Source organism: Noviherbaspirillum aridicola, assembly GCF_019656455.1.
GTDB lineage: Bacteria > Pseudomonadota > Gammaproteobacteria > Burkholderiales > Burkholderiaceae_D > Noviherbaspirillum > Noviherbaspirillum aridicola.
This window is the reverse complement of record NZ_BPMK01000002.1, coordinates 147859-170023: the sequence shown is the minus strand read 5'-3', so window position 1 is coordinate 170023 and position 22165 is coordinate 147859. Positions and strand designations below refer to the sequence as shown.

Below are 22165 nucleotides of genomic sequence, written 5' to 3'. Positions count from 1 at the left end.
CGGCGCGCGCATGAAGGCGGACGCGCGCGCCATCCTGCCCATGATCGCGGGCGGCATGCTGGTGACCTTCGTCACGGTGGCCTGCGCGCGCCTGGCATTCGGCCTGATCCTGCCCTTCATGCGCGAGGATCTGGGGCTCAGCTACCAGCAATCGGGCAATCTCGGCACCGCCGCCTCGCTCGGCTATCTGTGCCTGGTGATGGTCGCGGGCGCCTTCGCCGCCCGGCGCGGAGGCCGCAGCGCAGTGGTGATCGGCACGCTGCTGACCACCGCCGGCTTCATCGGCCTGACGCTGGCGAGCGGGTATCCGATGCTGTTTGCCTGCATGCTGATGCTCGGCTGCGGCACCGCGTTCGCCTACACGCCGGTCATCTCCCTGCTCGCCGGCTGCTTTCCTGAACGCCGCGGAATGGTCATCGGCGCGATCAACAGCGGTATCGGCATCGGCCTGCTCGCATCCAGCGCGCTGGTGCCCTGGCTTGCCCAGGCGAGCGAGCACGGCTGGCGCCACGCATGGGCCGCGTTCGCGCTGTTCGGCGCGCTGGCGACGGCCGCCGCCCTCGCCTTTCTGCCGGGGCAGCGCGGCGGCGTCGCGTCCGCCGGCGGCGCCGCGCCGGCGTCGGTATCGCGCAACCCGCGGGTGCGGCTGCTTGCGCTGCTGTACGGGATCGTCGGCATGACCTACATCGCGCAGTCCACTTTCATGTACTCCTACGCGCTCGACGCCGGACTGACACCGGCCGAAGCGGGGCGGCTGGCCGCCATGATGGGGCTGCTGTCAGTGGGGGCCGGCCCGGGATGGGGCACGCTCTCCGACCGCATCGGCCGGGCGCGGGCGCTGGCGATCGCGATGTCCCTGTGCCTGCTCGGCACCGCCATCCCGCTTGTGTGGAGCAGCTACGCCGGCTTTGCGCTGCATTACCTCATCCTCGGCTGCACGGTGTCGGGCATGTTCACCTCGATACTCGCCACCGCCGCGGAATCGGTGGCCCCGCCCGAGGCGCCGCGCGCCACGAGTTTCGTCACGCTGTTCTACGCGATCGGGCAGCTGATCGGCCCGGCGCTCGCCGGTGTCGCGATCGATGTCGCCGGCTTTCGCACCGCCTTCGCCGGCAGCTGCCTGCTGATGCTGGCAGGCGTCTGGCTTTGCGGACGTCTGCGGCGACTCGGCCCCGCCGCCTGACTTCTTCCCCTCATTCTCCCGTTCCCGAATTATTTTATTTCCTGTTGGATATATTCCTCTTTTGAATACACACATGAGGAGTACCGATCGTCCGGGAGAATGAGAATGACCGACGAAGCCGATATCGCCGGGGAGATGATAGAACTGCGCATGCAGGCCGCCATCGAGGCGTGCAGCCGGGCGCCGCGACTGCCGCCCAAGGGCTCGTGCTGGTTTTGTGACGAGCCGCTGCCGCCTCTGCAGAAGTTCTGCGACAGGGACTGCTCGCAAGACTATGAGCTGGAGCAGGCGGCATTGACGCGCGCAGGCCGATGGCGGCGAGGTGACGACAGCGAGGAATGAGGACTGCCGACCGGGCGCGGCCGCCCGCGTTTGCGCCAACTTAAAGACGTTCCGCGTACCGCCGTTTTCCTACACTTAAAGTCGGAACATTCCGATACTCCGCGGGATGTCCGATGGATATAGTCATTTCCCTGATGGTCCAAGCATGGTCCAGATAACGTAGCAGGATATTGGGGAGATTCGAGATGAGTGATGAAGCAGATATCGCAGCCGAGCAGATCGAGCTGAACCGCATGGCGGCAATCGAGGCCTGCCGCCGCACCCCGGCACTGCCCGCCAAGGGCACATGCTGGTTCTGCGATGAACCGGTGCAGCCGGCGCAGAAATTCTGCGACGCCGACTGTGCGTCCGACTATGAACTCGAGCAGGCTGCCTTCATGCGGGCCGGACGACGACCGGGCGGCGAGCTGCACGCGGACTGAGACGGACGGCCCGCGCGCAAGCCCGGGCCGCTTTCCTCCAGCCGACGCGAGAGCGGATGAGCGCGCACAAAGCGCGAGGCCTTCAGAAAAATATACTGGTCCGTGAAGAATCACGCACAAGGGAGACTGCAACGATGCGACATGCACTGACAGGGAAATGCAGCAGCTGCGGGCGCAAGAACGACTGGAACGACAGCGAATGCCCGGGATGCCATGTCAGGCTCAGGCCGTGGATGCCGTTTGTCACGGTGTTCGCCACCGTGATGCTGGCGATCGGGGCGATGGTCGCGTCGAGCTGATGCGGGGACGCGTCGGCCGGTGGCGGCCCTGCGGGCGCGGTACGCGGACGCCCTGCAAACACATCCTTCACCCATAAAAAAAATCCACGGCCTGCCGGCCGCGGACCCTGATTCTGGCGCGGGCTACGGAAGCCGCGCCTCGTGACTGCCGCGCGTCCCGGAATTGAAACCTGCCCGGTGCGCCTGGCGGCGGGGCCCGCGGTGCAGATGCCGCGGTAGCGCCCCGCCTTGCATTCACCCCTCGTACGCGTCCTGTCTTCTTTCAAAAAGCGGGTGGGTGCCGGTCTGGTCGATCCTTCTGCGCCGCGGGAAGATCCCGGCCGCGAACATGTTCGCCGGGCGCCGGCGTTCCATGGCGTGGTCGCCATAACGGCGCGTGCGATGCTGCCCGCGCATCAGGGCGACGCCGGCGATCATGGCGATGCCGGCGGCCAGGCCTACCATCAGCGGCACGTTTTCATAGACGCGCGGGCTGCGGGTGGCTATGCGGGAGTCGAGGGCGTACTTCATATCGATATCTCCTGGTAGTGATCTTTGCCGTGCGATGCGCGGGCGCGCGTTGCGTCCGCTTATTGCACAGTCTTAAGACCCGCCGCAGGCGGCATTCGTTCTGTGGCGCCAACGTCCCTTGCTATGGCTCAATCCGATCCGGCGCCCGGCGCGGCGCCGGCGCGCTTCGCTTCCCAGGCGCGCAGCTCGGCGCGGTATTTCTCGAGCGCCTCGGCATAGCGGTCGAACACGCAGGGATCGCAACCGCTCTGGCAGCACTCCTCATCGCCCGGCCGCACCGGGGGCTCGGGAGGAAGGTCATCGGTGGCAGGGAAATAATGCATGGCAATCTCGCGTGGTGGGAGAGGCAGGCCGCGGCGCTAGTCCTGTACCTTCCCGCGCAGCGATTTTATCCGCCCGCGCAAATTCTTTCCTTCCAGCCTTCTCTCGCGCGACGCCCGGGTGGGACGGGTCGGACGGCGGCTCACCGGCGCGACGGCGACGCTGTCGATCAGCTCGTGCAGGCGGCGCAGCGCTTCCTCGCGATTGCGCTCCCGGCTGCGCTCGGTCTGGGCCTTGATGACGAGGATGCCGTCTTTCGTGATGCGCTGGTCGCCGAGCGCCAGCAGGCGTTCCTGCACGTCCTCCGGCAGCGAGGACTGGCGGATGTCGAAGCGCAGGTGCACGGCGCTCGAGACCTTGTTGACGTTCTGGCCGCCGGCGCCCTGGGCGCGGATCGCGCTCAGCTCGACTTCATCTTCCGGGATGACGATGTGGCGGCGAATGGGCATGGCGGTGCGCGGTGTCGGGAAAGCGCCATTATCGCCGCTGAGCGTTCAGCCTGCAGCAAGCAGTTCGCGGGTGGCCTGCCTTGCCTCCGCGCCGAGCGCGGCCAGGTCGAGTCCCGGGATGCGGTCCCGCTCGACGCGCACGTGTCCGCCGACGAACAGCCATTCCAGCACTGGACGCCCGCCCGATGCCACCGGCGCTATCGCCACGTCATGCAGGCCGAAGTATCTCGGATCGTCCAGGGAGTAGACGGCGATATCGGCGCAGGCGCCCGGCCGGAGGCCGGCCACACCATCCAGGCCGAGCACGCGGGCGCCCCCGGTCGTTCCCCATCGCACCACGTCCTCCACGCTGGCATGGGCCGCCCCGCCCTCTTCGCGCCCGCCGGCATATGTGGGCTTCGCGCGTTCGCCGCCGCGCGACCGCTGCATCAGCCAGGCCGCATGGGTTTCCGAAATCATGTCGGCGGCCTCGTTCGAGGCGGCGCCGTCGACGCCGATCGACACCGCGACGCCGGCGTCCTCCAGCGCCCGCACCGGCGCGATGCCGCTGCCGAGGCGGCCGTTGCTCTGCGGGCAGTGGGCGACACCGGTGCCCGTGATGCCGAGCAGGCGAATTTCTTCCTCGTCCAGCTTGACGAGATGGGCGAACCAGACGTCGGAACCGAGCCAGTCGTGCCTGGCCATGAACTCGACCGGGCTGCAGCCGTGCATGGCTCGCGCGCTGTCCTGGTAGCCGACCGTCTCCGAGAGATGGGTGTGCAGCCGGATGCCGAGCGAGCGCGCATGCGCGGCGGTCTGACGCACCTCTTCGGTGGCGAGCGAAAACAGCGCGGTGGTCGGGGCCATCGCCACCCGCCGCATCGCATCCGGCGCCGGGTCGTGATAGGCCGCCACGAGTCTGCCGACGTCGTCGAGCATCGCGTCCAGGCTTTCCGGGCGCAGCGCGCCCGGCAGGTCCGCTTCGAGCTGCCGGGTGCGGGTCGCGCCGCCGCGGCAGAGCACGAAACGCATGCCGAGCGCTTCGGCTTCCTCGAACAGGATGGCCGAGGTATCGAAGTCCATGCCCGGGTAATACAGGTAATTGTGGTCGGCGACCGTGCCGCAGCCCGAGCGCAGCAGCTCGACCAGTCCGATGCGCGCGGCGAGCCGGAAGAGGCGCTCGTCGAACCTGGCCCGAAAGCGGTAGGGCGTGGCCGCGAGCCAGGGTGTGAGCGTCAGGCCGATGCCCGCCGCATCGCCCTTGAGCAGCGACTGGAAGAGATGGTGATGCGTATTGACCCAGGCCGGATAGACCACGCAGCCGCCGGCGTCGACGACCCGCTCGCCCGGCTCCGGCGCCAGCCGGCCCATGGCCTCGATGATGCCGTCGCGTACCCGCAGGTCCGGTCCTTCATGGCGCGCCGCGGCGCCTGGCAGCCCGGTCATGATCGCGGCCGCGCCGCGGATCAGAAAGGATGTCATGTCAGCTCTCCAGTTCGCTCTCGTGCCACCGCGACAAAGCCATGCGCGACAGCGCGACCATCAGGCCGAACAGCAGCACGCCGGTGACGGTGATCATCAGCAGCGCCGCGAACAGGCGCGGAATGTTCAGCTCGAAGCCGGCCTGCAGGATCTGGTAGGCCAGCCCGGTGCCGGTGCCACCGGTACCGGCGACGAACTCCGCCACCACCGCGCCGATGAGCGACATGCCGCAGGATATCCGCAGGCCGCCGAAGAAGCTCGGCAGCGCGCTGGGTATGCGCAGCCGCACCAGCGTCTGCCAGCGGCTGGCGCGATTGAGACGGAACAGATTGAGCAGGCCGGGATTGACGCTGCGCAGGCCGAGCACCGTGTTCGAGATGATGGGGAACAGCGCCATCATGGTGGCGCAGATGGTGAGCGCCGCCAGTGGCGTCTTGACCCAGATGATGATCAGCGGCGCGATGGCGACGATGGGCGTGACCTGCAACAGGATCGCATACGGAAACAGGCTGGCTTCCAGCAGGCGGCTCTGCACGAAAACGAAGGCGGCGGCGACGCCGATGACGACCGCCAGCGCGAAGGCGAGGAAGGTGATCTTCAGCGTGGTCAGCAGCGCGCCGGCAAGCAGGCTCCAGTCGGTGACCAGGGTGTTGAAGATGGCAGCCGGGGACGGCACCAGGTAGACCGGCACCTCGAACAGCATGCACAGCGCCTGCCACACCGCGAGCAGGACGGCGCCCAGCGCCAGCGGCGCGGCCACGCGCTGCACGCGGGGATCGGACAACAGCGGTTTCTTGACGGCGGGGTTCATGATTCACCTCGTGTTGGCTTCGGTCAGCAGGTCGGACAGCTGCTTGCAGTGATTCAGGAAAGGCGCGGAGACGCGGAAATCGTCATCGCGCACGTCGGGGCCGTCTACCGGCACCTCGGCGATGATGCGCCCCGGCCGCGCCGCCATCACCACGACTTTCGTCGACAGGAACACCGCCTCGTAAATGCTGTGGGTGACGAAGACCACGGTCAGGTCGCGTTGCGACCACAGCGCGCGCAGATCGCTGTCGAGCTTGTTGCGGGTGAACTCGTCGAGCGCGCCGAAGGGCTCGTCCATCAGCAGCACGTTCGGTTCGGTCGCCAGCGCGCGGGCAATGGAGGCGCGCATCTGCATGCCGCCCGAGAGTTCGCGCGGATAGGCGCCGCCGAATGCCGACAGCCCGACCATGTCCAGAGCCGCGTCCACCCGCGGCGCGCTGCGGGCGCGAGGAATACCGGCAAGATCGAGCGGCAGGCGGACATTGTCCGCCACCCTTGCCCATGGCATCAGCGTGGCCTCCTGGAACACCATGGCCAGCGTGCGGCCGGGCGTGTTGACGGTGGCCACGCCGCCACCCCACCATCGCACGTGGCCCGCCGTGGGTTCGTCGAGTCCGGCGAACATCCTGAGCAGGGTGCTCTTGCCGCAACCGGACGGGCCGAGCAGCGATACGAATTCGCCGCGCCGGATCTTGAGCCGCACCCGGTCGAGCGCGTGCGTGCCGTTGGGGTACGTCTTCTCGACCTGGTTGGCGTGCAGGACCACGTTGTCCTCCTGCTCCGCGTGCGGAGCGGCGTGGACCGGCGGCAGGGGGTTCATGTCGTCGCGCTTCATAGGGTTTCCCTCGCGGGCAGAAAAGCCTCGGTCTCGCCGTGCCGCTCGAACAGTTCCAGCAGCATGCGGCGCATCAGCAGGCCCGGCTTGTCGGACTCCATGTGGTACTCCACGCGGCGCCGGGTGTCGATGCAGGCGTCGTAGTCGGTCGCCTCCAGGATGTCGCGGTCCTCGTCGGTGATCGGACGGTCCCAGTCGATCAGTTCCTGCGTGGAGCAGCTTTCCTCGCTGTCGTTGCGATAGAGCCACTGCACCAGCATCATCGACTTGTCGTCGATCGGGGTGGCGCAGTTGTAGATGATGTGATGCCGGCCCGACGCCGGATACATGCAGCCGAAGCGGCGCGAGAATGGCAGGAACCAGCGGTTGACCAGGTGCCGCTCCGTCACCGGCTCGGTGGTGCCGGTCACGCGGTGGCTGGCCTCGGGGTTGCGGATCGGGACATGGGTCTCTGCCTCGAAGCCCCATTCATGCGGACGGAATTCATACTTCGACGGCTCGGGACGGTCGATCATGCCGAAGTTGGATTTGTGCACGAAACTGAAATGCGAGTTGTCGAAGGAGTTCTCCATCATGCGCAGCGGGCTGGTGTGCCATTTTTCATAGAACTGCAGGATGCGGCGGTAGGCGGGATCGCCGTCCTCCGGAAAGTCGGGGATGGGCTGCAGCGGATCGTCGAGCGCGACCCACACATAGCCGTATTTCTCCTGACAGTGGAAGGACTGCACTTTCGCGCCCGCCGGGATGCGGTTGTCCGGGTGCTGCGGTATGCGCACGCAGGCGCCGCTGCAGTCGTAGGTCCAGCCGTGATAGCCGCAGACGATGTTGCCGTTTTCGACGAAGCCCTTGGACAGCTTCGCCGTGCGATGGCAGCAGCGGTCGCGCAGTGCGGCGGGCCTGCCGTCGGCGCCCTTCCATACCACGATGTTTTCACCGAGCAGGGTGAAGGGCCTGGGGCCGTCGTCGAGCATCGACATCGGCATCAGCGCATACCAGAACCTGCGCAGGGTTTTCTGTTGGGTGACAAGCATGATTTCTGACTCCAGTGCTGCATGGGGCCGGCGTGCCGACATGGTCGCCCTCGCCCCCTGTTGATCGCCGCTCAGGGCATGACCTTCAGGTCTTTCACGAACTGCGTGGTGAACGCCTTGCGCCAGTCGGTCTCCGGCTTGAGCAGGCCGCTGGCCACCATGAAATCGGCGGTCTTCTTCCAGCGTTCCTCGGTCATGATGCCGATGCCCATCCTGGCCGCGTCGCCGCCGGCGAGGAAGTTGAACTGCCTGAGCTTGTCGATCGCGAAGGCGATCTGCTCATCCTTCATGTTCGGGTTGTCCTGCTTGATCAGCGCGTTGGCCGGCGCCGGATCCGCCATGTAGCTCTTCCAGCCCTCCATCGAGGCGCGCACGAAGCGCGCCACCAGGTCCGGCTTTTCCCGCACCGTCTTGTCCATGGTGACGATGGTGGTGCCGTAGGGCGGATAGCCGTCGCTGGCGAACAGGTAGAAGTTGGTCTTGACGTTGGCCTTCATCGCCTGGAACAGCTCGGACGACGGGTATGCCTGCTGGGCCGTATTGGGGTCGGCCATGAAGGGCTGCAGGTTGAAGGTATAGGGCCGCGACTGGGCGTCGGTCAGGCCGTACTTCGCCTTCAGCCAGGGCCACCAGGTCGTGCGGCCCGAGGTCGCGACCAGCACGGTCTTGCCGTTCTTCAGATCGGCCAGTCCCTTCACGTCCTCGTGCGTCATCATGCCCTGCAGGTCGGTCTGGAAGGAGGCGGCGACGGTCGTGACCGGCAGTCCCTGCTCCACGCTCTTGAGCACCTGCAGGTCGTAGCCCATCAGGAAGTCGGCCTGGCCGCTGGTGAGCAGTTGCATGCCGTTGACCTGCGGGCCGCCCATGCGGATGGTCACGTCCAGTCCATGCTTCTGATAGATGCCCTTGGCCAGCGCCTGATAAAAACCGCCGTGCTCGGCCTGGGCGTACCAGGAGGTCAGGAAGGTTACCTTGTCGGCGGCCGCCGCCCCGGCGGCCAAAGACGCGGCAAGGCAGAACAGCAGGCCGCGGGCGGCACGATGCAGGCGACGGAAGGAGGTCGTTGTGGTCATGGATGAACTCGCTTGTGAAGGACGACGGATACCGGACCGGGGCGGCATGCGCGGCCTCGTCGCGGTGGCTTGCTGGATGCGATGGAAGCGCCGGCCGGTTGCTGCGCGGGACGGCGCGGAGTGAAACGCGAAACGGGGACAGGCATGCTCTTGAGCTCCGATGGCGATCAGATTTCAAACGCCCGTTGGCGGGCGTGCGGCCGGGTGACCGCGAGAGCAATGCCCCACATGCCGGTACTGCTGTCAGAACGCCCGCATGCTAGCCGCTTCTACTCCGACAGCCATTCAGCAAGCGCTGTGCCAGCCTGCGGCGAGGCGCTTCTGTCGGATTTTCGCCGACGGCCGCCTGCGCACGCACTCTTACGGGGCGACCGCGGCCCTGCCGGAGCCCGGCGAGAACGCTATTGGTGCGCGGCTCCCATATTCAGGGGATGTCGCCCGCCGACGCGCGCGGTTAACATGCGGCCTCACGCCCAGCGGAACCCGTCAATATGAAAACCAACCTGATCCCCGCCCTGTTCGCCGCCGCCGTGCTGCTCGCCGCCTGCGGCAAGGAAGAGCCCGCCCCTGCCGCCCCCGCGGCCGCGGCGCCGGCCGACATGCCCGCCGTCGCGACGAAGACGCTCGGCACCATCGACACCGACAGCTACTCGCTGACCCTGCATCGCGCGATCAGCTTCACGCCGAAGACCGATGCGCTCGGCCTGCTCAAGACCCGGGAAGGACACCGTTACGTGGTGCTCGACATCGGCGTCACCAACAAGGGCAAGGAGCCGCTGGAGATGGGCACCATCCTGCTGTTCTCCAAGGTCACGGACAAGAACGGCAAGAGCTACGGCGGCAACCTCGGCGCGCTGACCGCCTACACCATCGACCATCCGGACCCGAAGCACCAGGACGCATACGACGCGGTGCTGTCGATGGAATTTCCGGCGGGCGCCACGCATCGCGCGGTGGTGCTCGGCCTGGAGCTGCCGCAGGATGTGAAGGAGCTGGTGTTCTCCGCGCCGGTCAGGGCGGACATGAACGCCGAGATGAAGCAGATCGGCTTCACGCTCGACTGAAGCGGCGGCCGGGGACAGGCGGCGGCGGGATGCGGTATCCTCGCCGCTTTCCCGATTTTCCTGCTGCCTGACATGACCACCGACGAAATCCTGCTCACCGCGCTGAAATCGCTGGCCGTCGGCCTGATGCTCGGCGCGGTCGCCTATCGCATGAAAGGCCGGAGCTTCATCGGCTGGGCCGCGATCGGCGGCGCCGCGGCGGCCATCTTTCCCGGGCTCTCGCTGCTGGCGCTGATGGCGCTGGCGCTGCTGCCGGCGAAGAAGCGCTAGCCGATCCCGGCCGCGCCGCGGTTCTTCGCGGCGGCGCCGACCTGAAACGCAACCCGCCTGTCCTGCCCCGAACGGGCGGGCGAAGCACACGCGCAAGCGTTCCCCTGTCCGTTCCGCCACGCGCACAAACGAGGCCGCGGGCCCCTTGCCCCGGCGTCCAGTCGGCGCCACGACGCCGGGTGCAGGAACCCCCCGGGGACTCCCAAGTCGTATCGGAAGGTCAAGATGCCGCCGGACGGTGGCGCCAGGGGGAGATGCATGTTCGCACTGCCGCTTTCGTTTCTGTTCGGCACGCTTGCCAGTTTCGCCGCGCTGGCCCTGCTGGCGGGCGGCATCGCCCTGCTGGCGGCCGCGGTGCGCGGCGCGCTCGATCCCGCCCTCGCCTGGGCGGGCGCGGCGATGGTGCTGTGGGCACTGGGCGGACGCTGCATCGTGATGGCCACCTTCCCGCGCGGCGAAGCGCCGCCGCCGGCGATGCGCGGCGGAAGCGGCAAGAAGATTCAGGCGCCCGACGGCAGTGTGCTGCACGTGGAATTCGACGGCCCGGCAGGCGCGCCGGCCATCGTGCTCACCCAGGGCTGGGGCATGGATCTGCGCGCATGGCAGGCGGTCAGGCGCAGGCTCTCGGAACGCTACCGCCTGCTGCTGTGGGACCTGCCGGGCGTGGGCCGGTCGCGTCCACCCGCCGACGGCGGCTACAGCGTGGTCAGAATGGCGGAGGATCTGCGCCGCGTCATCGACGAAGCGGGCCAGCAGCCGGTGGTCGTGGTCGGCCACGGCATCGGCGGCATGATGATACTGAGCCTGTGCCGCCTCCATCCCGACCTGCAGGGGCGCCGGGTCAAGGGCATCGTCATGATGAGTGCGCCGTTCGCGTCGCCGCTGGCGGGCGCGGCGGGTGCCGGCCTGTTGCGCATGCTGCGCTGGCCGCTGCTCGAACCGCTGCTGCTGTTTGCCCTGCTGCTGTGGCCGCTGGCCTGGCTGCTGAGCCTGCTCGGCTATGCGAGCGGTTTCCTGCATCTGGCGGTGCGGCTGTGCGCGATGGGGCGGGCGGCCAGCCGCGAGCAGGTCGAGCTGGTGGTGCGCTCCGGGCTGAGAAACAAGCCGGCCATCCTGGCCAGGGGTCTGCGGGCGATGCTGCGCTTTGACGAAAGCAAGACGCCGCCGCGCATTCCGGTCGCCGCGCGCGTGATCGGCGGCGAGCGCGACCGGCTGGTGGGGCCGGCGACGCTGGAACGCCTCGCCGGCATGATTCGCGGCGCCGACCGGATAATCATCGCCGGCGCCGGACACTATCTTCCGCTCGAGGCACCGGTGCAGGTGGCCGATGCCATCGCGGAACTCGCCGACAGGGCCGGCGCCGCCGGCAGAACACCGGAACGACCCGCACAGGAGTGATCACCGCATGTTCTTTTTCTTCTCAAACAAGCTTGGCTGCCTCGGTTCGATCGTCGTCTCCATTCTCCTCAGCCTGTTGCTGCTGGCCTTGTTCGGCTGGCTCTAGCAGGCCGCCTGCCAGAGCCGCTGCGCGATCTTCTGCAGGGCCACGTTCAGGGCCGCGCCGCCGAGGGTCCGGGCCAGCGCGGGATCGGTCGCATAGCAGCTGCTGATATCGTCGATCAGGGCGGGGTTCTCCCTGCTGGCCACGCCGGCGATCTCGTGCACGGCCTGCGGCCGCAGACGGTGGGCGGCATCGCGATCGACCTGCGGCGGCAGCACGCCCCTCTCCCGCAGCGCATGCAGGACCTGCGGGCCGGCGGCGTCGAGCAGCCGGCCGAGCATGTTCGCACGCTGCCGCGGATCGCCCTGCTCGAAGGAGTGCTGCAGCAGCTCCTCGAAAGCCGGCGTCTGGTCGGAGCGGAAGGCCTCGGACAGCCCGTCGGTGACGGCCTCGGGCGGCAGCGCGCGGGCCACCTCGTCGAAGTCGGTCGCGACCTGGCGCGCGGAGCGGACCCCGGTATCGGTTACATACTGGCGCAGGACGCCCGTCGTATCCTTTTTCATAGCAAATCTCCCATTGATGAACAGATCCGCTCGCCGCATCGGAATGATGCCGGCGGTCGCGGACGATGAGTGGATGCGGTCTTCACTGCCCGTGGCTTGCACGGCAGGACGGAGGCACGCGTGCCGCTGCCGGATGTCGGGAAAGGACCGCATGGAAGCCGGCAGCGGAGATACGACAGAGCATGATTGATTTGGTTTAATGAAAGGACATAAGTTTTTGTAACGCCGCCTGCGCTCGCGGCGGCACGGCCCTTGCAAGCACCGGCGACATCGCGCCGGCTGACCATGTTTTCGCACCATCCGGACGCGCCGACCGCCCCTGGCCGCGCCAGGGGAGTGCAACGACCGACCATGCAAGGAACCGAGATGGCGAACACGCTCAGCACCCGGACCATCGCCGAACACCTGTCCACCCTCGCCCGTCTGCTCGAAGCGGAGGCGGCGCGGGCGGACGCCCTCGGACTGCAGTCGGTGCGGGACCTGGCGCGTGAGGCGCGCGAGGTGCGCGCGCTGTGCGATCTGCTGTGGGAAGCCGATTCCGATCTGCCTGTCGTCCGCCGCGACGACGCGCGCGGGAAGGTGGTGCCGATCGGTGCGGCCGCGAGCTGACCCGGCGGCCGGCGGCGGCTTCAGCAGGAAAACGCCATCCCCGCTATGCTTGTCGCGGAATCTCCCGCGCGCGGCCGGCGTCATACCGGCTGACGCCCCCACCTTGCTTGCCTGCCGATGATCATTGCCACCCACTCAGGAAAATTCCACGCCGACGACGTCTGGGCCGTCGCCGTGCTCGATATCGTCTTCCCCGCGAGCGAACTGGTCCGCACCCGCGATCCCGACCGCATCGAAGCCGCGGACTTCGCGGTGGACGTGGGCGGCATCTGGGACCCGGCGACCGGCCGCTTCGACCATCACCAGAAAGGCTTCAGCGGCGCGCGCCAGAACGGCGTGGTGTACGCCAGCGCCGGCCTGGTCTGGAAGGAATACGGGGCGCGCTGCGTCGCCCAGCTCGCGCATGAATGCTGTGCCCAGGAACTGACGCCGGAACGGGCGCAGGAAATCGCCTGGGCCATCGACGGCGACCTGGTGCAGTACCTCGACATGGCCGATACCGGCGCGGCGAGAAATGCACCGGGGGGCTACGGCCTGTCCGCGGTGGTGTCGGGTTTCAATCCGACCTGGATCGACGACCAGATGGCGGGCAGCGTGGAAGCGGCCGAGGAATTCCGGCTCAACCAGTTCCGCCGGGCGATGGCCTTCATCCGCGAAATCATCATCAATGCGGTCAAGTACCGCGTCGGCGCGCTGCTGGCCATCGACCAGGTCCGGCAGGCGCGGCGGCTCGAGGGCGGGCAGCTGCTGTTCCTCGAGAATGGCGCGCTGCCCTGGTCGGGCGTGGTGCGCAATGAAATGCCGGAAGTCGTGTTCGTGATGAGCTACAGCATCCCGGACCGCCGCCACATGCTGCATACCGTACCGGTGGCAGCGGACAGCTTCAAGGCGCGCAAGGACCTGCCGGCATCGTGGGCCGGATTGCGCGGCGACGAACTGGCGGCGGTGACCGGCGTCGAGGATGCGGTGTTCTGCCACAACAATCTGTTCATCGCGGCGGCGATATCCTTCGAGGGCGCGCTCGAGATGGCGCGTCAGGCGCTGGCCGAGGGGATGTCGTAGCGCGGCGCGGCTCCCAAAAAATTCTCCTCCCTGCTGTCGATTTCGGACGCCGCCGTTCGTCGTCCGGGATGAAACGGCCGCGGCGCAGTCCCGCGCCCGGCGGGGTTTCGGTCTTCAGAGGAGAAAGCCATGCAAGTCCAAGCCTATCTGTTCTTCCACGGCCGCTGCGAGGAAGCGCTGACCTTTTACCGCGAGTCGCTCGGCGCCGAGGTGCCGGTGATGATGCGTTTTCGCGACTGCCCCGACCCGCTGCCGCCCGGCATGATTCCCGACGGCTTCGACGAAAAGATCATGCACGCGGAATTCCGGATCGGCGACAGCATCGTGATGGCGTCCGACGGCTGCACCGCGCAGGCGCCGTCGTTCCAGGGCTTCGCGCTGTCGATCAGCGCGCCCGACGAGACGCAGGCCAGGCGCCTGTTCGACAAGCTCGCCGACGGCGGCCAGGTGCAGATGCCGCTCGGGAAAACCTTCTTCTCGCCCTGCTTCGGCTCGGTCGCCGACCGCTACGGCATGAACTGGATGGTGGTCGTGCCGCAGCCTACTTGAGTACCTGGAACAGGTTGTTGAAGTCGTCCGTCCATACCGCCAGGCCGGGGACCTGCGGGATGGCGTCGCCGGCGTCGGCCAGCGCCGCCGGCATGCGCGCGCTCAGCAGCACCCAGTCGGTGCGGTGGCCGGTGGTATCCATGCCATCGTCGACGATGCGCACCGCGTGCAGCCCCTGGTCGCGGGCCAGCTCCTGCACCACCGGCGACAGCGACAGGAACTTGTTGGTCACATGAAAGGCGAGGATGCCGTCGGGCTTCAGGTGCCGGCGGTAGATGGCCAGGGCTTCGCGGGTGACGAGATGCACCGGTATCGCGTCGCCCGAAAACGCATCCACCGCCAGCACATCGAACTGTTGCGGCGCCTCGCGCTCCATCGCCAGTCTCGCGTCGCCGAGCACGGTTTCGATGCGGGCCGGGCTGTCGCGCAGGAAGGAGAATTCGTCCCGCGCCAGCGCCATCACGTGCGGATTGATTTCGTAGAAGCGGTACACGTCGCCCGGCTTGCCGTAGGCGGCCAGGGTGCCGGTGCCGAGTCCGACCACGCCGACACGCAGGCCCGGCCGATCGAATGCGCGGATGGCGCGCGCGACGCCGCTTTTCTCGCCGTAATAGCTGGTCGGTTCGCCGCGCCGGTGCGGCGCGAGATACTGCTCGCCATGGCGGATCGAACCATGATAGAGGCCGCGCACGCTGTCGACGCCGCGCAGCGTATCCTGCGTGCGCACGCTGCCGTAGAAATTGCGGGCGATCTGCCGCGCCGCGCCCATGTCCCGGTTGACCTGCACCTGCAGCAGCCACGCGCAGGCGGCGGCGAGCAGCAGCGATGCCAGCACCAGCGGCGGCCGGCGCCCGAGTACGAACATCGCCAGCACCGCGACGGCGGCCAGCCCGATGCCGAGCTCATAGTACGAGGGCAGCAGGCGCGGCGCCAGCAGGCCCACCGCGATGCCGCCGATGGCGCCGCCGAGCGACATGCACAGATAGAAGCGGGTCAGATAGCGCGCGGATGGCCGCATCAGCGCGAGTTCGCCGTGAAGAAACATGCACAGCAGGAACAACCCGCCGCCGTAGAGCGGCACGGCGACGCGGATGTCGAAACCCAGCCGCGGGTCCTGCAGCCCCCATGCGCACAGCAGCAGCGCCGCGGCGCCGGCCGGCAGAAAGATTGCCCGGCGATACCAGCGGTCGCTTTCAAAGCACAGGATGAAGCTGAGCAGGTACAGCGACAGCGGCAGCACCCAGAGGAAGGGTACCGAGGCGATGTTCTGGGTGATGTGATTGGTCACCGCGAGCAGCAGCCAGCTGCCGAGGGCCGACAGCAGCAGCCACAGCAGATAGTGCGCCGCGCGCGGCGCCACCGCGTCTTCATGTGCCGCGGGCGCGGGCAAGGCGGGCGCGCGCATCGCCCGCCACGCGCAGGCGGCGCACAGCAGCACGAACACCACGTAGAGCCCGGACCAGATCCACGCCTGCTGCGCGAGACGTGCGCTCGGCTCCAGCAGCAAGGGATAGCCGAGCAGCGCCGCCAGCGAGGCGACGTTGGACAGCGCGTAGAAACGGTAGACCCGCGCGTCGGGCAGCGTGCGGCTGACCCATCCCTGCACCAGCGGGCCGGTGGTCGACAGCAGGAAATACGGCAGGCCGATGGTGGCGCCCAGCATCAGCAAAATGCGCAGCGTCGGGTCCTCGCCGCCGGCCGGTTTCCAGCCCGGGTCGGCGATGATGGGCAGGCACAGCAGGCTGAGTGCCAGCAGCGCGGTATGCAGCAGCGCCTGCCGGCGCCCGTCGAGACGGCGCGTGACCCAGTCGGCATAGGCATAGCCCGCGAGCAGCACCGCCTGGAAGAAGGCCAGGCAACTGCCCCACACCGCCGCCGATCCGCCGAACCACGGCAACAATTGCTTGGAAATCAGGGGCTGTACGAGAAACAGCAGGAAGGCGCTACAGAAAATGGTGCCGGCAAAGAATATTTTGGTCATTGTGATGTCGACAGCGGGGCGATGACATGATCAGACCGGCACGGGCAGCGCGAGTTTTGGCTCAGGCGAGCAGCGTTCGGATTGCATCAAAGGCGCGCCGGCATTCCGCGGCCGCCGTTGCCCCGGCCTCGCGCAACACAGCCGGCGGAAGCGCCAGCGCATCGCTCATCGCGGCCGCCAGCTGTGCCGGCAATACCGCGCCCGGCAGGCCGGCATCCCAGGCCGCGGCGAAGGCCGCAGTCTTGCCGGCGGCGTCGCACGGCGGGGGGCAGAGATTCGCGCGCGGCAGACCATAGGCCATCGCCACGATGCGGCCGTGCAGGCTGCTGCCGCAATAACCCGCGCTGCCGGCGATCAGCGCGCAGATGTCGAATGCGTCGAGCGACTGGAAGATCCGCGCCCGGCATTGCCGCAGCCGCGCAGCCAGCCTCGCATGGACCTCCGGGTCGTCATGCCAGGTCGCCGCGCCGGCGCGGAACAGCACGGCGCCGAGACCGGTGTCGCGCGCGAGCAGGTCGAGCTGTTGCGCGAGCATGTCGAGCGTGGCGTCGTCGCCGAAGTCCGCGCTGCACTGCACCGCCAGGTAGCCGTCGGAAAAAGCCTGCCGCAGCGCCGCGCATTCCCCCGCCCTGCCGTGGCGGACGACGCGCGGCCCGCACAGCTCGCGCAGCAGCACCGCCGGATCCGGCATCAGCCTGGCCGGCACGCCTTCCCGCTGAAGCAGCGCCAGCGTACGCCGGTCCCGCACCCCGATGAAGTCCGCGTCCCGTAGCTGCGCGCAGACTTCCCGCCGCATGGCGTCGTCGTCCTCCAGGCCGATGCCGCCGACGCCGCAGAAGACGATGGCGCGCGCCTGCGGAAACAGGTCGCGTCCGGCGACATAGGGCGCGGCCGCGTCGCGCCCCAGGGTCTCGCGGATGAAGCTGTCGCGCCGCGCATCGTCCGCTTCCAGGTACCGGATGGCGGCGCTTGCCTCCCCGGGCGGCAGCAGCATCGCCGCCGCCTGCCATGCGGTGCACGACAATATCTCGCCGCCGGCGTGGATGATATCCGCCGCCCCGGGCGCAAGCCCGGCGAGCGAGCGGGTCAGCGGACCGGAGAACGGCCGCAGGTCGCGCGACGCGGCGGCGGCGAAGACCGGCTTCGCGCCGCCGAGCGCGGCGGGCGCGATATGGGAAAACAGCAGGTCGCCGAAATTGTGCCGGTCGAAGGCGCCGACGATGATACATTCCCGATTCGCCCGATCATTCATCCTTCATCACCTGTCATCGCGCACGCGCGCGCCATCGGTTCCGAGCCGGGTCCCGCACCCCTTGTTCCCGGAACCATGCGCGCGCCGCCGCACTCTCTATCTCCATGCAGAAATTCCTCATCCAGAACGAATTCGGCCAGCCGCAGGAACTGCTGGGCGAAGAGATCCGCATCGCCGGCTTCGAAGAACTGCAGTTCATCCTGCACGCCTGGCTCTACGACAAGCGCGGCGGCTGGGCCGTCACCGAACGCTCGTCCGGCAGGCGCATTACCAGCGGGCCGGCGGGCACCGAGTCGCAGGCCGCGATGCAGCTCGAGCGCCAGCTCAACATGCATGGCAAGGAAGCGCTGATGCGCGTTCTCGGCCAGGGGCAGCGGTCGGACTAGCATGGATGACGATCCGTTTTCGCTGCGCCGCTTCGTGAAGGCGCAGGCGCCGGTCTATGACGAGGTGCTCGCCGAACTTCGCGCCGGACGCAAGCGCGGCCACTGGATGTGGTTCATCTTTCCGCAGCTGGCCGGTCTCGGCCGCAGCGACACGGCGCGCTTCTTCGCGATCGGCTCGCTCGAGGAAGCGCGCGCCTATCTCGCCCATCCCCTGCTCGGCGCCCGCCTGCGCGAGTGCGCGGCGCTGGCCGCCGCCGCCCCGGCGCGCAAGGCCTCCGACATCTTTCCGTATCCCGACGATCTCAAGTTCCATTCCTGCCTCACGCTGTTCTCGCAGGCGGAAGCGGGCAGCGGCGGCATTTTCGCTGCCTGCCTGCAAAAATACTTCGACGGCGAACCCGATCCGGCCAGCGTCCTGCCGCAGGACTGAGAACTTTCCGTCCGCAAAGCGGTATATCAGTTGCGTCCACAGTCCTTGCGGCCGGCGCCGCAACTTTCTTCATGCAAAAAAACGAGACGGCCGACCTTTCCGCCTGCGACAGGGAGCCCATCCACATCCCCGGCCTGATACAGCCGTTCGGCGCACTGCTGGTGCTGCGGCCCGACGATCTGCAAATCCTGCAGGCCAGCGACAACCTGCGGGACTTGCTCGGCATGCCGGCGCGCGAGGCGGTCGGCCGGCCGCTCGATGACCTGCTGGGCGCCGAGTGCTGCGCCCGGCTGCGCGAGGCGGTGGCGGGTGGGGAGCTGCATTCAGTGTCGCCGACCCGCATCCTGCCGGTGCCGCCCGGCGCCCGGCCGTGCACCATGTCCTACAGCGCCGCGGGCGGTCAGCTGCTGGCGGAATTCGAAGCGGCCGACGACGACCCGACGGCCGCCGGCGTGCTGCAGGGCGAGCTGCCGTTCGGCGCGATCGGCGCCTGCGAGACGCATGAGCAGCTGTGCCGGCTGCTGGCGAGGGAAGTGCGGCGCTTCACCGGCTTCGACCGCTGCATCGTCTATCGCTTCGATGAAGACTGGCACGGCATGGTGATCGCCGAGGAACGCAACGATGTATATTCCGACTCCTTCCTCGGCCATCACTTCCCTGCCTCCGACATCCCGGCGCAGGCGCGGCAACTGTTCACGCTGAACCACTTCAGGATCATTCCCGACACCGCCTACGAGCCGGTCCCGCTGACGCCGGCCGGCCCGTCTCCGGACATGAGCTTCTGCACGCTGCGCAACGTCGCGCCGGTACACCTGGAGTACCTCGGCAACATGGGCGTGCGCGCCTCCCTGACGATGTCGCTGCTCTGCGGCGACCGGCTATGGGGCATGATCACTTGCCACCATGCCTCGCCCCGGCAGGTGCCGGTCGGCATGCGGCTGCGCTGCAAGGCGCTGGCCGAACTGGCCTCGTACGCGGTGGCCAGCATCATGCGCGCCGAAAAAGCCCGCCTGGGCGAGGAAAGAGGCCGCGCCCTGCGGCGGGCGGGCGAAGCCATGGCGGCCGGCGCCGGCTTCGACGAGGCGCTGCAGCAGGCCGCGCCGCACATGCTCGAAGCGCTGTCCGCCGATACCCTGCTGCTGCGTATCGGCGGACGGGAGTTCGCCTTCGGCGCCGCGCTGGCGCCGGGTGCCCCGGGACCGCTGCGGGCCGCGCTCGAACACTCGCTGCAGGGCATGCTCACCTACAGCCGGCAGCTCTCCCTGCTCGATCCCGCGCTGGCGGACCTGGCACCGATGGCCTGCGGCGCGCTGTACTGCCGCCTCGGCGATGCCGGCGACCATCTGATCGCGGTGCGCCGCGAAGTGGTGGAAGCCCGGCGCTGGGCCGGCGATCCGCACAAGCCCGCCGAGGCCGAGGAGGGTCGGCTGCATCCGCGCAAGTCCTTCGCGCTATGGCAGGAAGCGGTGCGCGGCCAGTCGCGCCGCTGGTCGTCGGTGGATGCCGACGCGGCGCTCGAGCTGAGGCGGCAGCTGCTGGAACGGCGCGAACAGATTGCGCGCAAGGAGTTCGAGGGGGCGCTGCGCGTGGAGCGCGACCGCAGCAGCGAGATCCTGGAAGCCATAGGCGAAGGCTTCGTCCTGGTCGACCGTGCGCTGCGCATCCTGCGGCTCAACACCGAAGGCATGCGGCTCGCGCAGCGGCAGGCCGGACAGCCGGCGGGGCGCGCGCTCGGCGACTTCTGCCCGCAGGCCTTCCCGGCCGAGGTGCTGCAGCGCTGCCGCCAGGCGCTGGCCGAGCGCGCGCCGCAGGCGCTGGAGCAGCAAGCAGGTTCGGCGGCGGCGCCGCTGTGGCTGGACATCCGCATCTATCCGTCGGCCGACGGCCTGGCGATCTTCTTCCGCGACGTGAGCGAGCGCAAGGCGATGGAAGCCGCGCTGCGCGACATCAACGAGCTGCTGGAGGTGAGGGTCGCGGCGCGCACCGCCGAACTCGAGCGCGCCCATGCGCAGCTGCACCAGAGCCAGAAGATGGAAGCGCTCGGGCAGCTCACCGGCGGCATCGCGCACGACTTCAACAACCTGCTGGCCGGCATCGTCAGCAGCATGGAGCTGCTGAACCTGCGGTTGCGGCAGGGGCAGACCGAGGGGCTGGGCCGCTACATCGACACCGCGACCGGCGCTACCGACCGCGCGGCCGCCCTCATCCACCGTCTGCTCTCCTTCGCGCGGCAGCAGACGCTGCGCGCGAGCGCGGTCGATGTCAACGCGCTGTCGACCGGCATACGGGACCTGATGCAGCGCGCGGTGGGGCCGGCCATCCGCCTCGAGCTGCGGCTCGACGGCGCGCCATGGCCGGTGCTGTGCGATGCCAACCAGCTGGAAAACGCATTGCTCAACCTGACGATCAACGCGCGCGACGCGATGCCGGAAGGCGGACTGCTCACGCTGGAGACGCGGCGCCTGCCGCTGGCGGGGGATGAGGCACGGGAGCTGGAGCTGGCGCCGGGCGATTATGTCGCCATCAGCGTGAGCGACAGCGGCACAGGCATGCCGCCCGAGGTGGCGGCGCGCGCCTTCGATCCCTTCTTCACCACCAAGCCGGTGGGCAAGGGCACCGGCCTCGGCCTGTCGACGATCTACGGCTTCGCCAGGCAGTCCGGCGGGCAGACGCGCATACGCAGCGTGCCCGGACAGGGGACGACGGTGTCCATCATCCTGCCGCGCTTCCATGGCGACGCCGACGACACGGCGCTCCCCGTGGCGGACGGGGGTCCGCTGCAGGCAGCGCTCGACGCCGATGTCCTGCTGGTCGAGGATGAACCCCAGCTGCGCTCGCTGCTGCGGGAGATGCTGTTCGAACTCGGCTGCCGCGTGACCGAGGCCGACAGCGGGGAAGCCGCGCTCGCCGCCCTGGAGGAAGGCGCGCGCGTCGACCTGCTGGTGAGCGACGTCGGCCTGCCCGGCCGCATCGACGGCTGGAAGCTGCTGTCGCAGGCGCGCGCGCTGCGGCCGCAACTCCAGGCGCTGCTCATCAGCGGTTACGGCGATGCGGCGATGCAGGCCGGCCGGGCACCGGGACCCGCACCCGCGCTCCTCGGCAAGCCCTTCGCGCTCCAGGCATTCGCGGCGCGCGTCACCGAACTGCTGCGCCAGGCGCCGGGCGGGGACAATACCCTCAGTCGATCCTGACGGTGTGCCGGCGTGCCTCGCTCGCCGTCACTTTCGGCAGTTCCACCCGCAGCACGCCGTCGGCGTAGCTCGCCACGGCCTGCTCGCTGACCACCGCCGCGGGCAGGGGCACCACGCGCTCGAAGCTGCCGTACGCGCACTGCAGCACGCGATATCGGCCTTCCGTATCCTCGCGGCGGAAGCGCTTTTCGCCGCGCACCACCAGCAGGTTTTCCTGGATTTCCACCTGCAGCGCGCTCTTGTCCATGCCGGGGATTTCCAGCTGCACCACGACGCGCCTCTCGTCCTCGAACAGGTTGTTGCCGAGCATGGACCAGGTGCCCGAAGGAATGAAGAACATGTCGTCGACCTGCTTCCTGTCGGGCAGGCCGGTGTCCTGTCCCGGCCTGAAGCCGGTGAGCGCGGTGGACGCGGACTGCCGCAGATGCTGCCAGCCCTCCGCAACCGAGTCGAACAGTGTGGAAAAGCTTTGCTTGAGTTCATTCAGGTTCATGACGGCCTCCTTGTCGGACCGTCATTACATGGTGCCCCCGGCCCGGCTTTCAATGCCTGCGTCGAGGAAAGCGAAGCTGCAGAACGGCATTTCCAATTTACATGGGCGTGCAGGAATTGCACGACGGCCGGCGGCTAC

At 68.4% G+C, this 22165-nt stretch carries 25 protein-coding genes; 13 read left to right on the top strand and 12 right to left on the bottom strand.

Translation table 11 applies throughout. The features are described 5' to 3' along the window. The first annotated feature begins 10 nt into the window (after positions 1-10). The 4 genes from NCCP691_RS02655 (at position 11) to NCCP691_RS02640 (ending at position 2246) form a co-directional block, all read left to right on the top strand. On the top strand, positions 11-1183 hold the full coding sequence (locus tag NCCP691_RS02655) for an MFS transporter (protein WP_220806695.1): 1173 nt from the start codon (positions 11-13) through the stop codon (positions 1181-1183). Between the two features lie 105 nt (positions 1184-1288). Beyond that, complete coding sequence (locus NCCP691_RS02650; protein WP_220806694.1) at positions 1289-1525, top strand: hypothetical protein; 237 nt, start codon at positions 1289-1291, stop codon at positions 1523-1525. Between the two features lie 185 nt (positions 1526-1710). Further along, positions 1711-1947: a hypothetical protein gene (locus tag NCCP691_RS02645; RefSeq protein WP_220806693.1), complete on the top strand. Its 237-nt coding sequence runs from the start codon at positions 1711-1713 to the stop codon at positions 1945-1947. A gap of 134 nt (positions 1948-2081) precedes the next feature. Further along, a complete protein-coding gene (locus NCCP691_RS02640; protein WP_220806692.1) occupies positions 2082-2246 on the top strand; it encodes a hypothetical protein in 165 nt (54 codons plus the stop codon). Positions 2247-2480: 234 nt separating this feature from the next. On the opposite strand, the gene NCCP691_RS02635 is transcribed toward NCCP691_RS02640, so the two are convergent. The 8 genes from NCCP691_RS02635 to NCCP691_RS02600 all read right to left on the bottom strand — a co-directional run bounded on the left by NCCP691_RS02635 (position 2481) and on the right by NCCP691_RS02600 (position 8736). Then, the gene (locus NCCP691_RS02635) at positions 2481-2756 is read right to left on the bottom strand and encodes a hypothetical protein (protein WP_220806691.1); all 276 of its coding nucleotides are present in this window, start codon (positions 2754-2756) and stop codon (positions 2481-2483) included. A gap of 128 nt (positions 2757-2884) precedes the next feature. Beyond that, positions 2885-3079: an oxidoreductase-like domain-containing protein gene (locus tag NCCP691_RS02630; RefSeq protein ID WP_220806690.1), complete on the bottom strand. Its 195-nt coding sequence runs from the start codon at positions 3077-3079 to the stop codon at positions 2885-2887. 36 nt (positions 3080-3115) lie between these two features. Further along, positions 3116-3526 (bottom strand): alternative ribosome rescue aminoacyl-tRNA hydrolase ArfB, encoded by a 411-nt coding sequence (arfB, locus tag NCCP691_RS02625; protein ID WP_220806689.1) that lies wholly within the window; start codon positions 3524-3526, stop codon positions 3116-3118. Positions 3527-3571: 45 nt separating this feature from the next. Continuing rightward, complete coding sequence (locus NCCP691_RS02620; protein ID WP_220806688.1) at positions 3572-4987, bottom strand: amidohydrolase family protein; 1416 nt, start codon at positions 4985-4987, stop codon at positions 3572-3574. Between the two features lies 1 nt (position 4988). Next, positions 4989-5798, bottom strand: a complete 810-nt coding sequence (locus tag NCCP691_RS02615; protein ID WP_220806687.1) for an ABC transporter permease — start codon at positions 5796-5798, stop codon at positions 4989-4991. 3 nt (positions 5799-5801) lie between these two features. After that, on the bottom strand, positions 5802-6617 hold the full coding sequence (locus NCCP691_RS02610; protein WP_220806870.1) for an ABC transporter ATP-binding protein: 816 nt from the start codon (positions 6615-6617) through the stop codon (positions 5802-5804). Positions 6618-6628: 11 nt separating this feature from the next. Beyond that, on the bottom strand, positions 6629-7663 hold the full coding sequence (locus tag NCCP691_RS02605; RefSeq protein ID WP_220806686.1) for an aromatic ring-hydroxylating dioxygenase subunit alpha: 1035 nt from the start codon (positions 7661-7663) through the stop codon (positions 6629-6631). A gap of 71 nt (positions 7664-7734) precedes the next feature. Beyond that, positions 7735-8736, bottom strand: coding sequence for an ABC transporter substrate-binding protein (locus NCCP691_RS02600; RefSeq protein WP_220806685.1), 1002 nt, complete (start codon positions 8734-8736; stop codon positions 7735-7737). 491 nt (positions 8737-9227) lie between these two features. On the opposite strand from NCCP691_RS02600, the gene NCCP691_RS02595 reads away from it, so the two are divergent. The 3 genes from NCCP691_RS02595 (at position 9228) to NCCP691_RS02585 (ending at position 11468) form a co-directional block, all read left to right on the top strand. Beyond that, positions 9228-9800 carry a hypothetical protein gene (locus tag NCCP691_RS02595; protein WP_220806684.1) on the top strand — a complete coding sequence of 191 codons (573 nt, stop codon included), beginning with the start codon at positions 9228-9230 and terminating at the stop codon, positions 9798-9800. Positions 9801-9872: 72 nt separating this feature from the next. After that, a complete protein-coding gene (locus NCCP691_RS02590; protein WP_220806683.1) occupies positions 9873-10070 on the top strand; it encodes a hypothetical protein in 198 nt (65 codons plus the stop codon). A 258-nt stretch (positions 10071-10328) separates the two neighbouring features. Beyond that, complete coding sequence (locus NCCP691_RS02585) at positions 10329-11468, top strand: alpha/beta fold hydrolase (RefSeq protein WP_220806682.1); 1140 nt, start codon at positions 10329-10331, stop codon at positions 11466-11468. 102 nt (positions 11469-11570) lie between these two features. Here NCCP691_RS02585 and NCCP691_RS02580 read toward each other — a convergent pair whose 3' ends face one another. Continuing rightward, positions 11571-12074 carry a hypothetical protein gene (locus tag NCCP691_RS02580; RefSeq protein ID WP_220806681.1) on the bottom strand — a complete coding sequence of 168 codons (504 nt, stop codon included), beginning with the start codon at positions 12072-12074 and terminating at the stop codon, positions 11571-11573. 351 nt (positions 12075-12425) lie between these two features. Between NCCP691_RS02580 and NCCP691_RS02575 the strand changes: the two genes are divergently transcribed. From NCCP691_RS02575 to NCCP691_RS02565, 3 genes are all read left to right on the top strand, one after another. Continuing rightward, positions 12426-12683, top strand: coding sequence for a hypothetical protein (locus tag NCCP691_RS02575; protein WP_220806680.1), 258 nt, complete (start codon positions 12426-12428; stop codon positions 12681-12683). Positions 12684-12800: 117 nt separating this feature from the next. Beyond that, on the top strand, positions 12801-13745 hold the full coding sequence (locus NCCP691_RS02570) for an MYG1 family protein (RefSeq protein WP_220806679.1): 945 nt from the start codon (positions 12801-12803) through the stop codon (positions 13743-13745). Positions 13746-13874: 129 nt separating this feature from the next. Further along, positions 13875-14294: a VOC family protein gene (locus NCCP691_RS02565; protein WP_220806678.1), complete on the top strand. Its 420-nt coding sequence runs from the start codon at positions 13875-13877 to the stop codon at positions 14292-14294. Here the strand turns inward: NCCP691_RS02565 and NCCP691_RS02560 are convergent. Together NCCP691_RS02560 and NCCP691_RS02555 are read right to left on the bottom strand one after the other, a co-directional pair. Continuing rightward, entirely contained in the window at positions 14287-16275 is a 1989-nt protein-coding gene (locus NCCP691_RS02560) for a spermidine synthase (RefSeq protein WP_220806677.1), read from the bottom strand. The two genes, NCCP691_RS02565 and NCCP691_RS02560, sit on opposite strands and share 8 nt — an antisense overlap. A 61-nt stretch (positions 16276-16336) precedes the next feature. Continuing rightward, positions 16337-17527 carry a polysaccharide pyruvyl transferase family protein gene (locus NCCP691_RS02555; RefSeq protein ID WP_220806676.1) on the bottom strand — a complete coding sequence of 397 codons (1191 nt, stop codon included), beginning with the start codon at positions 17525-17527 and terminating at the stop codon, positions 16337-16339. Positions 17528-17631: 104 nt separating this feature from the next. On the opposite strand from NCCP691_RS02555, the gene NCCP691_RS02550 reads away from it, so the two are divergent. The 3 genes from NCCP691_RS02550 to NCCP691_RS02540 all read left to right on the top strand — a co-directional run bounded on the left by NCCP691_RS02550 (position 17632) and on the right by NCCP691_RS02540 (position 21534). Then, positions 17632-17913, top strand: a complete 282-nt coding sequence (locus NCCP691_RS02550) for a hypothetical protein (protein WP_220806675.1) — start codon at positions 17632-17634, stop codon at positions 17911-17913. Between the two features lies 1 nt (position 17914). Then, positions 17915-18343: a DUF1810 domain-containing protein gene (locus tag NCCP691_RS02545; RefSeq protein WP_220806674.1), complete on the top strand. Its 429-nt coding sequence runs from the start codon at positions 17915-17917 to the stop codon at positions 18341-18343. A gap of 71 nt (positions 18344-18414) precedes the next feature. Next, a complete protein-coding gene (locus NCCP691_RS02540) occupies positions 18415-21534 on the top strand; it encodes an ATP-binding protein (protein ID WP_220806673.1) in 3120 nt (1039 codons plus the stop codon). Here NCCP691_RS02540 and NCCP691_RS02535 read toward each other — a convergent pair. Further along, positions 21521-22027: an Hsp20/alpha crystallin family protein gene (locus NCCP691_RS02535; RefSeq protein WP_220806672.1), complete on the bottom strand. Its 507-nt coding sequence runs from the start codon at positions 22025-22027 to the stop codon at positions 21521-21523. The two genes, NCCP691_RS02540 and NCCP691_RS02535, sit on opposite strands and share 14 nt — an antisense overlap. Between the last annotated feature and the right edge of the window lie 138 nt (positions 22028-22165).

What these genes read in the sequence shown, in the direction of transcription:
- NCCP691_RS02600 (WP_220806685.1), bottom strand. Translation starts at nt 8,736, where the DNA reads ATGACCACAACGACCTCCTTCCGTCGCCTGCATCGTGCCGCCCGCGGC.
- NCCP691_RS02540 (WP_220806673.1), top strand. Translation starts at nt 18,415, where the DNA reads ATGCAAAAAAACGAGACGGCCGACCTTTCCGCCTGCGACAGGGAGCCC.
- NCCP691_RS02605 (WP_220806686.1), bottom strand. Translation starts at nt 7,663, where the DNA reads ATGCTTGTCACCCAACAGAAAACCCTGCGCAGGTTCTGGTATGCGCTG.
- NCCP691_RS02615 (WP_220806687.1), bottom strand. Translation starts at nt 5,798, where the DNA reads ATGAACCCCGCCGTCAAGAAACCGCTGTTGTCCGATCCCCGCGTGCAG.
- NCCP691_RS02620 (WP_220806688.1), bottom strand. Translation starts at nt 4,987, where the DNA reads ATGACATCCTTTCTGATCCGCGGCGCGGCCGCGATCATGACCGGGCTG.
- NCCP691_RS02545 (WP_220806674.1), top strand. Translation starts at nt 17,915, where the DNA reads ATGGATGACGATCCGTTTTCGCTGCGCCGCTTCGTGAAGGCGCAGGCG.
- NCCP691_RS02565 (WP_220806678.1), top strand. Translation starts at nt 13,875, where the DNA reads ATGCAAGTCCAAGCCTATCTGTTCTTCCACGGCCGCTGCGAGGAAGCG.
- NCCP691_RS02645 (WP_220806693.1), top strand. Translation starts at nt 1,711, where the DNA reads ATGAGTGATGAAGCAGATATCGCAGCCGAGCAGATCGAGCTGAACCGC.
- NCCP691_RS02535 (WP_220806672.1), bottom strand. Translation starts at nt 22,027, where the DNA reads ATGAACCTGAATGAACTCAAGCAAAGCTTTTCCACACTGTTCGACTCG.
- NCCP691_RS02575 (WP_220806680.1), top strand. Translation starts at nt 12,426, where the DNA reads ATGCAAGGAACCGAGATGGCGAACACGCTCAGCACCCGGACCATCGCC.
- NCCP691_RS02610 (WP_220806870.1), bottom strand. Translation starts at nt 6,617, where the DNA reads ATGAACCCCCTGCCGCCGGTCCACGCCGCTCCGCACGCGGAGCAGGAG.
- NCCP691_RS02555 (WP_220806676.1), bottom strand. Translation starts at nt 17,527, where the DNA reads ATGAATGATCGGGCGAATCGGGAATGTATCATCGTCGGCGCCTTCGAC.
- arfB (WP_220806689.1), bottom strand. Translation starts at nt 3,526, where the DNA reads ATGCCCATTCGCCGCCACATCGTCATCCCGGAAGATGAAGTCGAGCTG.
- NCCP691_RS02635 (WP_220806691.1), bottom strand. Translation starts at nt 2,756, where the DNA reads ATGAAGTACGCCCTCGACTCCCGCATAGCCACCCGCAGCCCGCGCGTC.
- NCCP691_RS02585 (WP_220806682.1), top strand. Translation starts at nt 10,329, where the DNA reads ATGTTCGCACTGCCGCTTTCGTTTCTGTTCGGCACGCTTGCCAGTTTC.
- NCCP691_RS02570 (WP_220806679.1), top strand. Translation starts at nt 12,801, where the DNA reads ATGATCATTGCCACCCACTCAGGAAAATTCCACGCCGACGACGTCTGG.
- NCCP691_RS02650 (WP_220806694.1), top strand. Translation starts at nt 1,289, where the DNA reads ATGACCGACGAAGCCGATATCGCCGGGGAGATGATAGAACTGCGCATG.
- NCCP691_RS02630 (WP_220806690.1), bottom strand. Translation starts at nt 3,079, where the DNA reads ATGCATTATTTCCCTGCCACCGATGACCTTCCTCCCGAGCCCCCGGTG.
- NCCP691_RS02640 (WP_220806692.1), top strand. Translation starts at nt 2,082, where the DNA reads ATGCGACATGCACTGACAGGGAAATGCAGCAGCTGCGGGCGCAAGAAC.
- NCCP691_RS02655 (WP_220806695.1), top strand. Translation starts at nt 11, where the DNA reads ATGAAGGCGGACGCGCGCGCCATCCTGCCCATGATCGCGGGCGGCATG.
- NCCP691_RS02590 (WP_220806683.1), top strand. Translation starts at nt 9,873, where the DNA reads ATGACCACCGACGAAATCCTGCTCACCGCGCTGAAATCGCTGGCCGTC.
- NCCP691_RS02580 (WP_220806681.1), bottom strand. Translation starts at nt 12,074, where the DNA reads ATGAAAAAGGATACGACGGGCGTCCTGCGCCAGTATGTAACCGATACC.
- NCCP691_RS02595 (WP_220806684.1), top strand. Translation starts at nt 9,228, where the DNA reads ATGAAAACCAACCTGATCCCCGCCCTGTTCGCCGCCGCCGTGCTGCTC.
- NCCP691_RS02550 (WP_220806675.1), top strand. Translation starts at nt 17,632, where the DNA reads ATGCAGAAATTCCTCATCCAGAACGAATTCGGCCAGCCGCAGGAACTG.
- NCCP691_RS02560 (WP_220806677.1), bottom strand. Translation starts at nt 16,275, where the DNA reads ATGACCAAAATATTCTTTGCCGGCACCATTTTCTGTAGCGCCTTCCTG.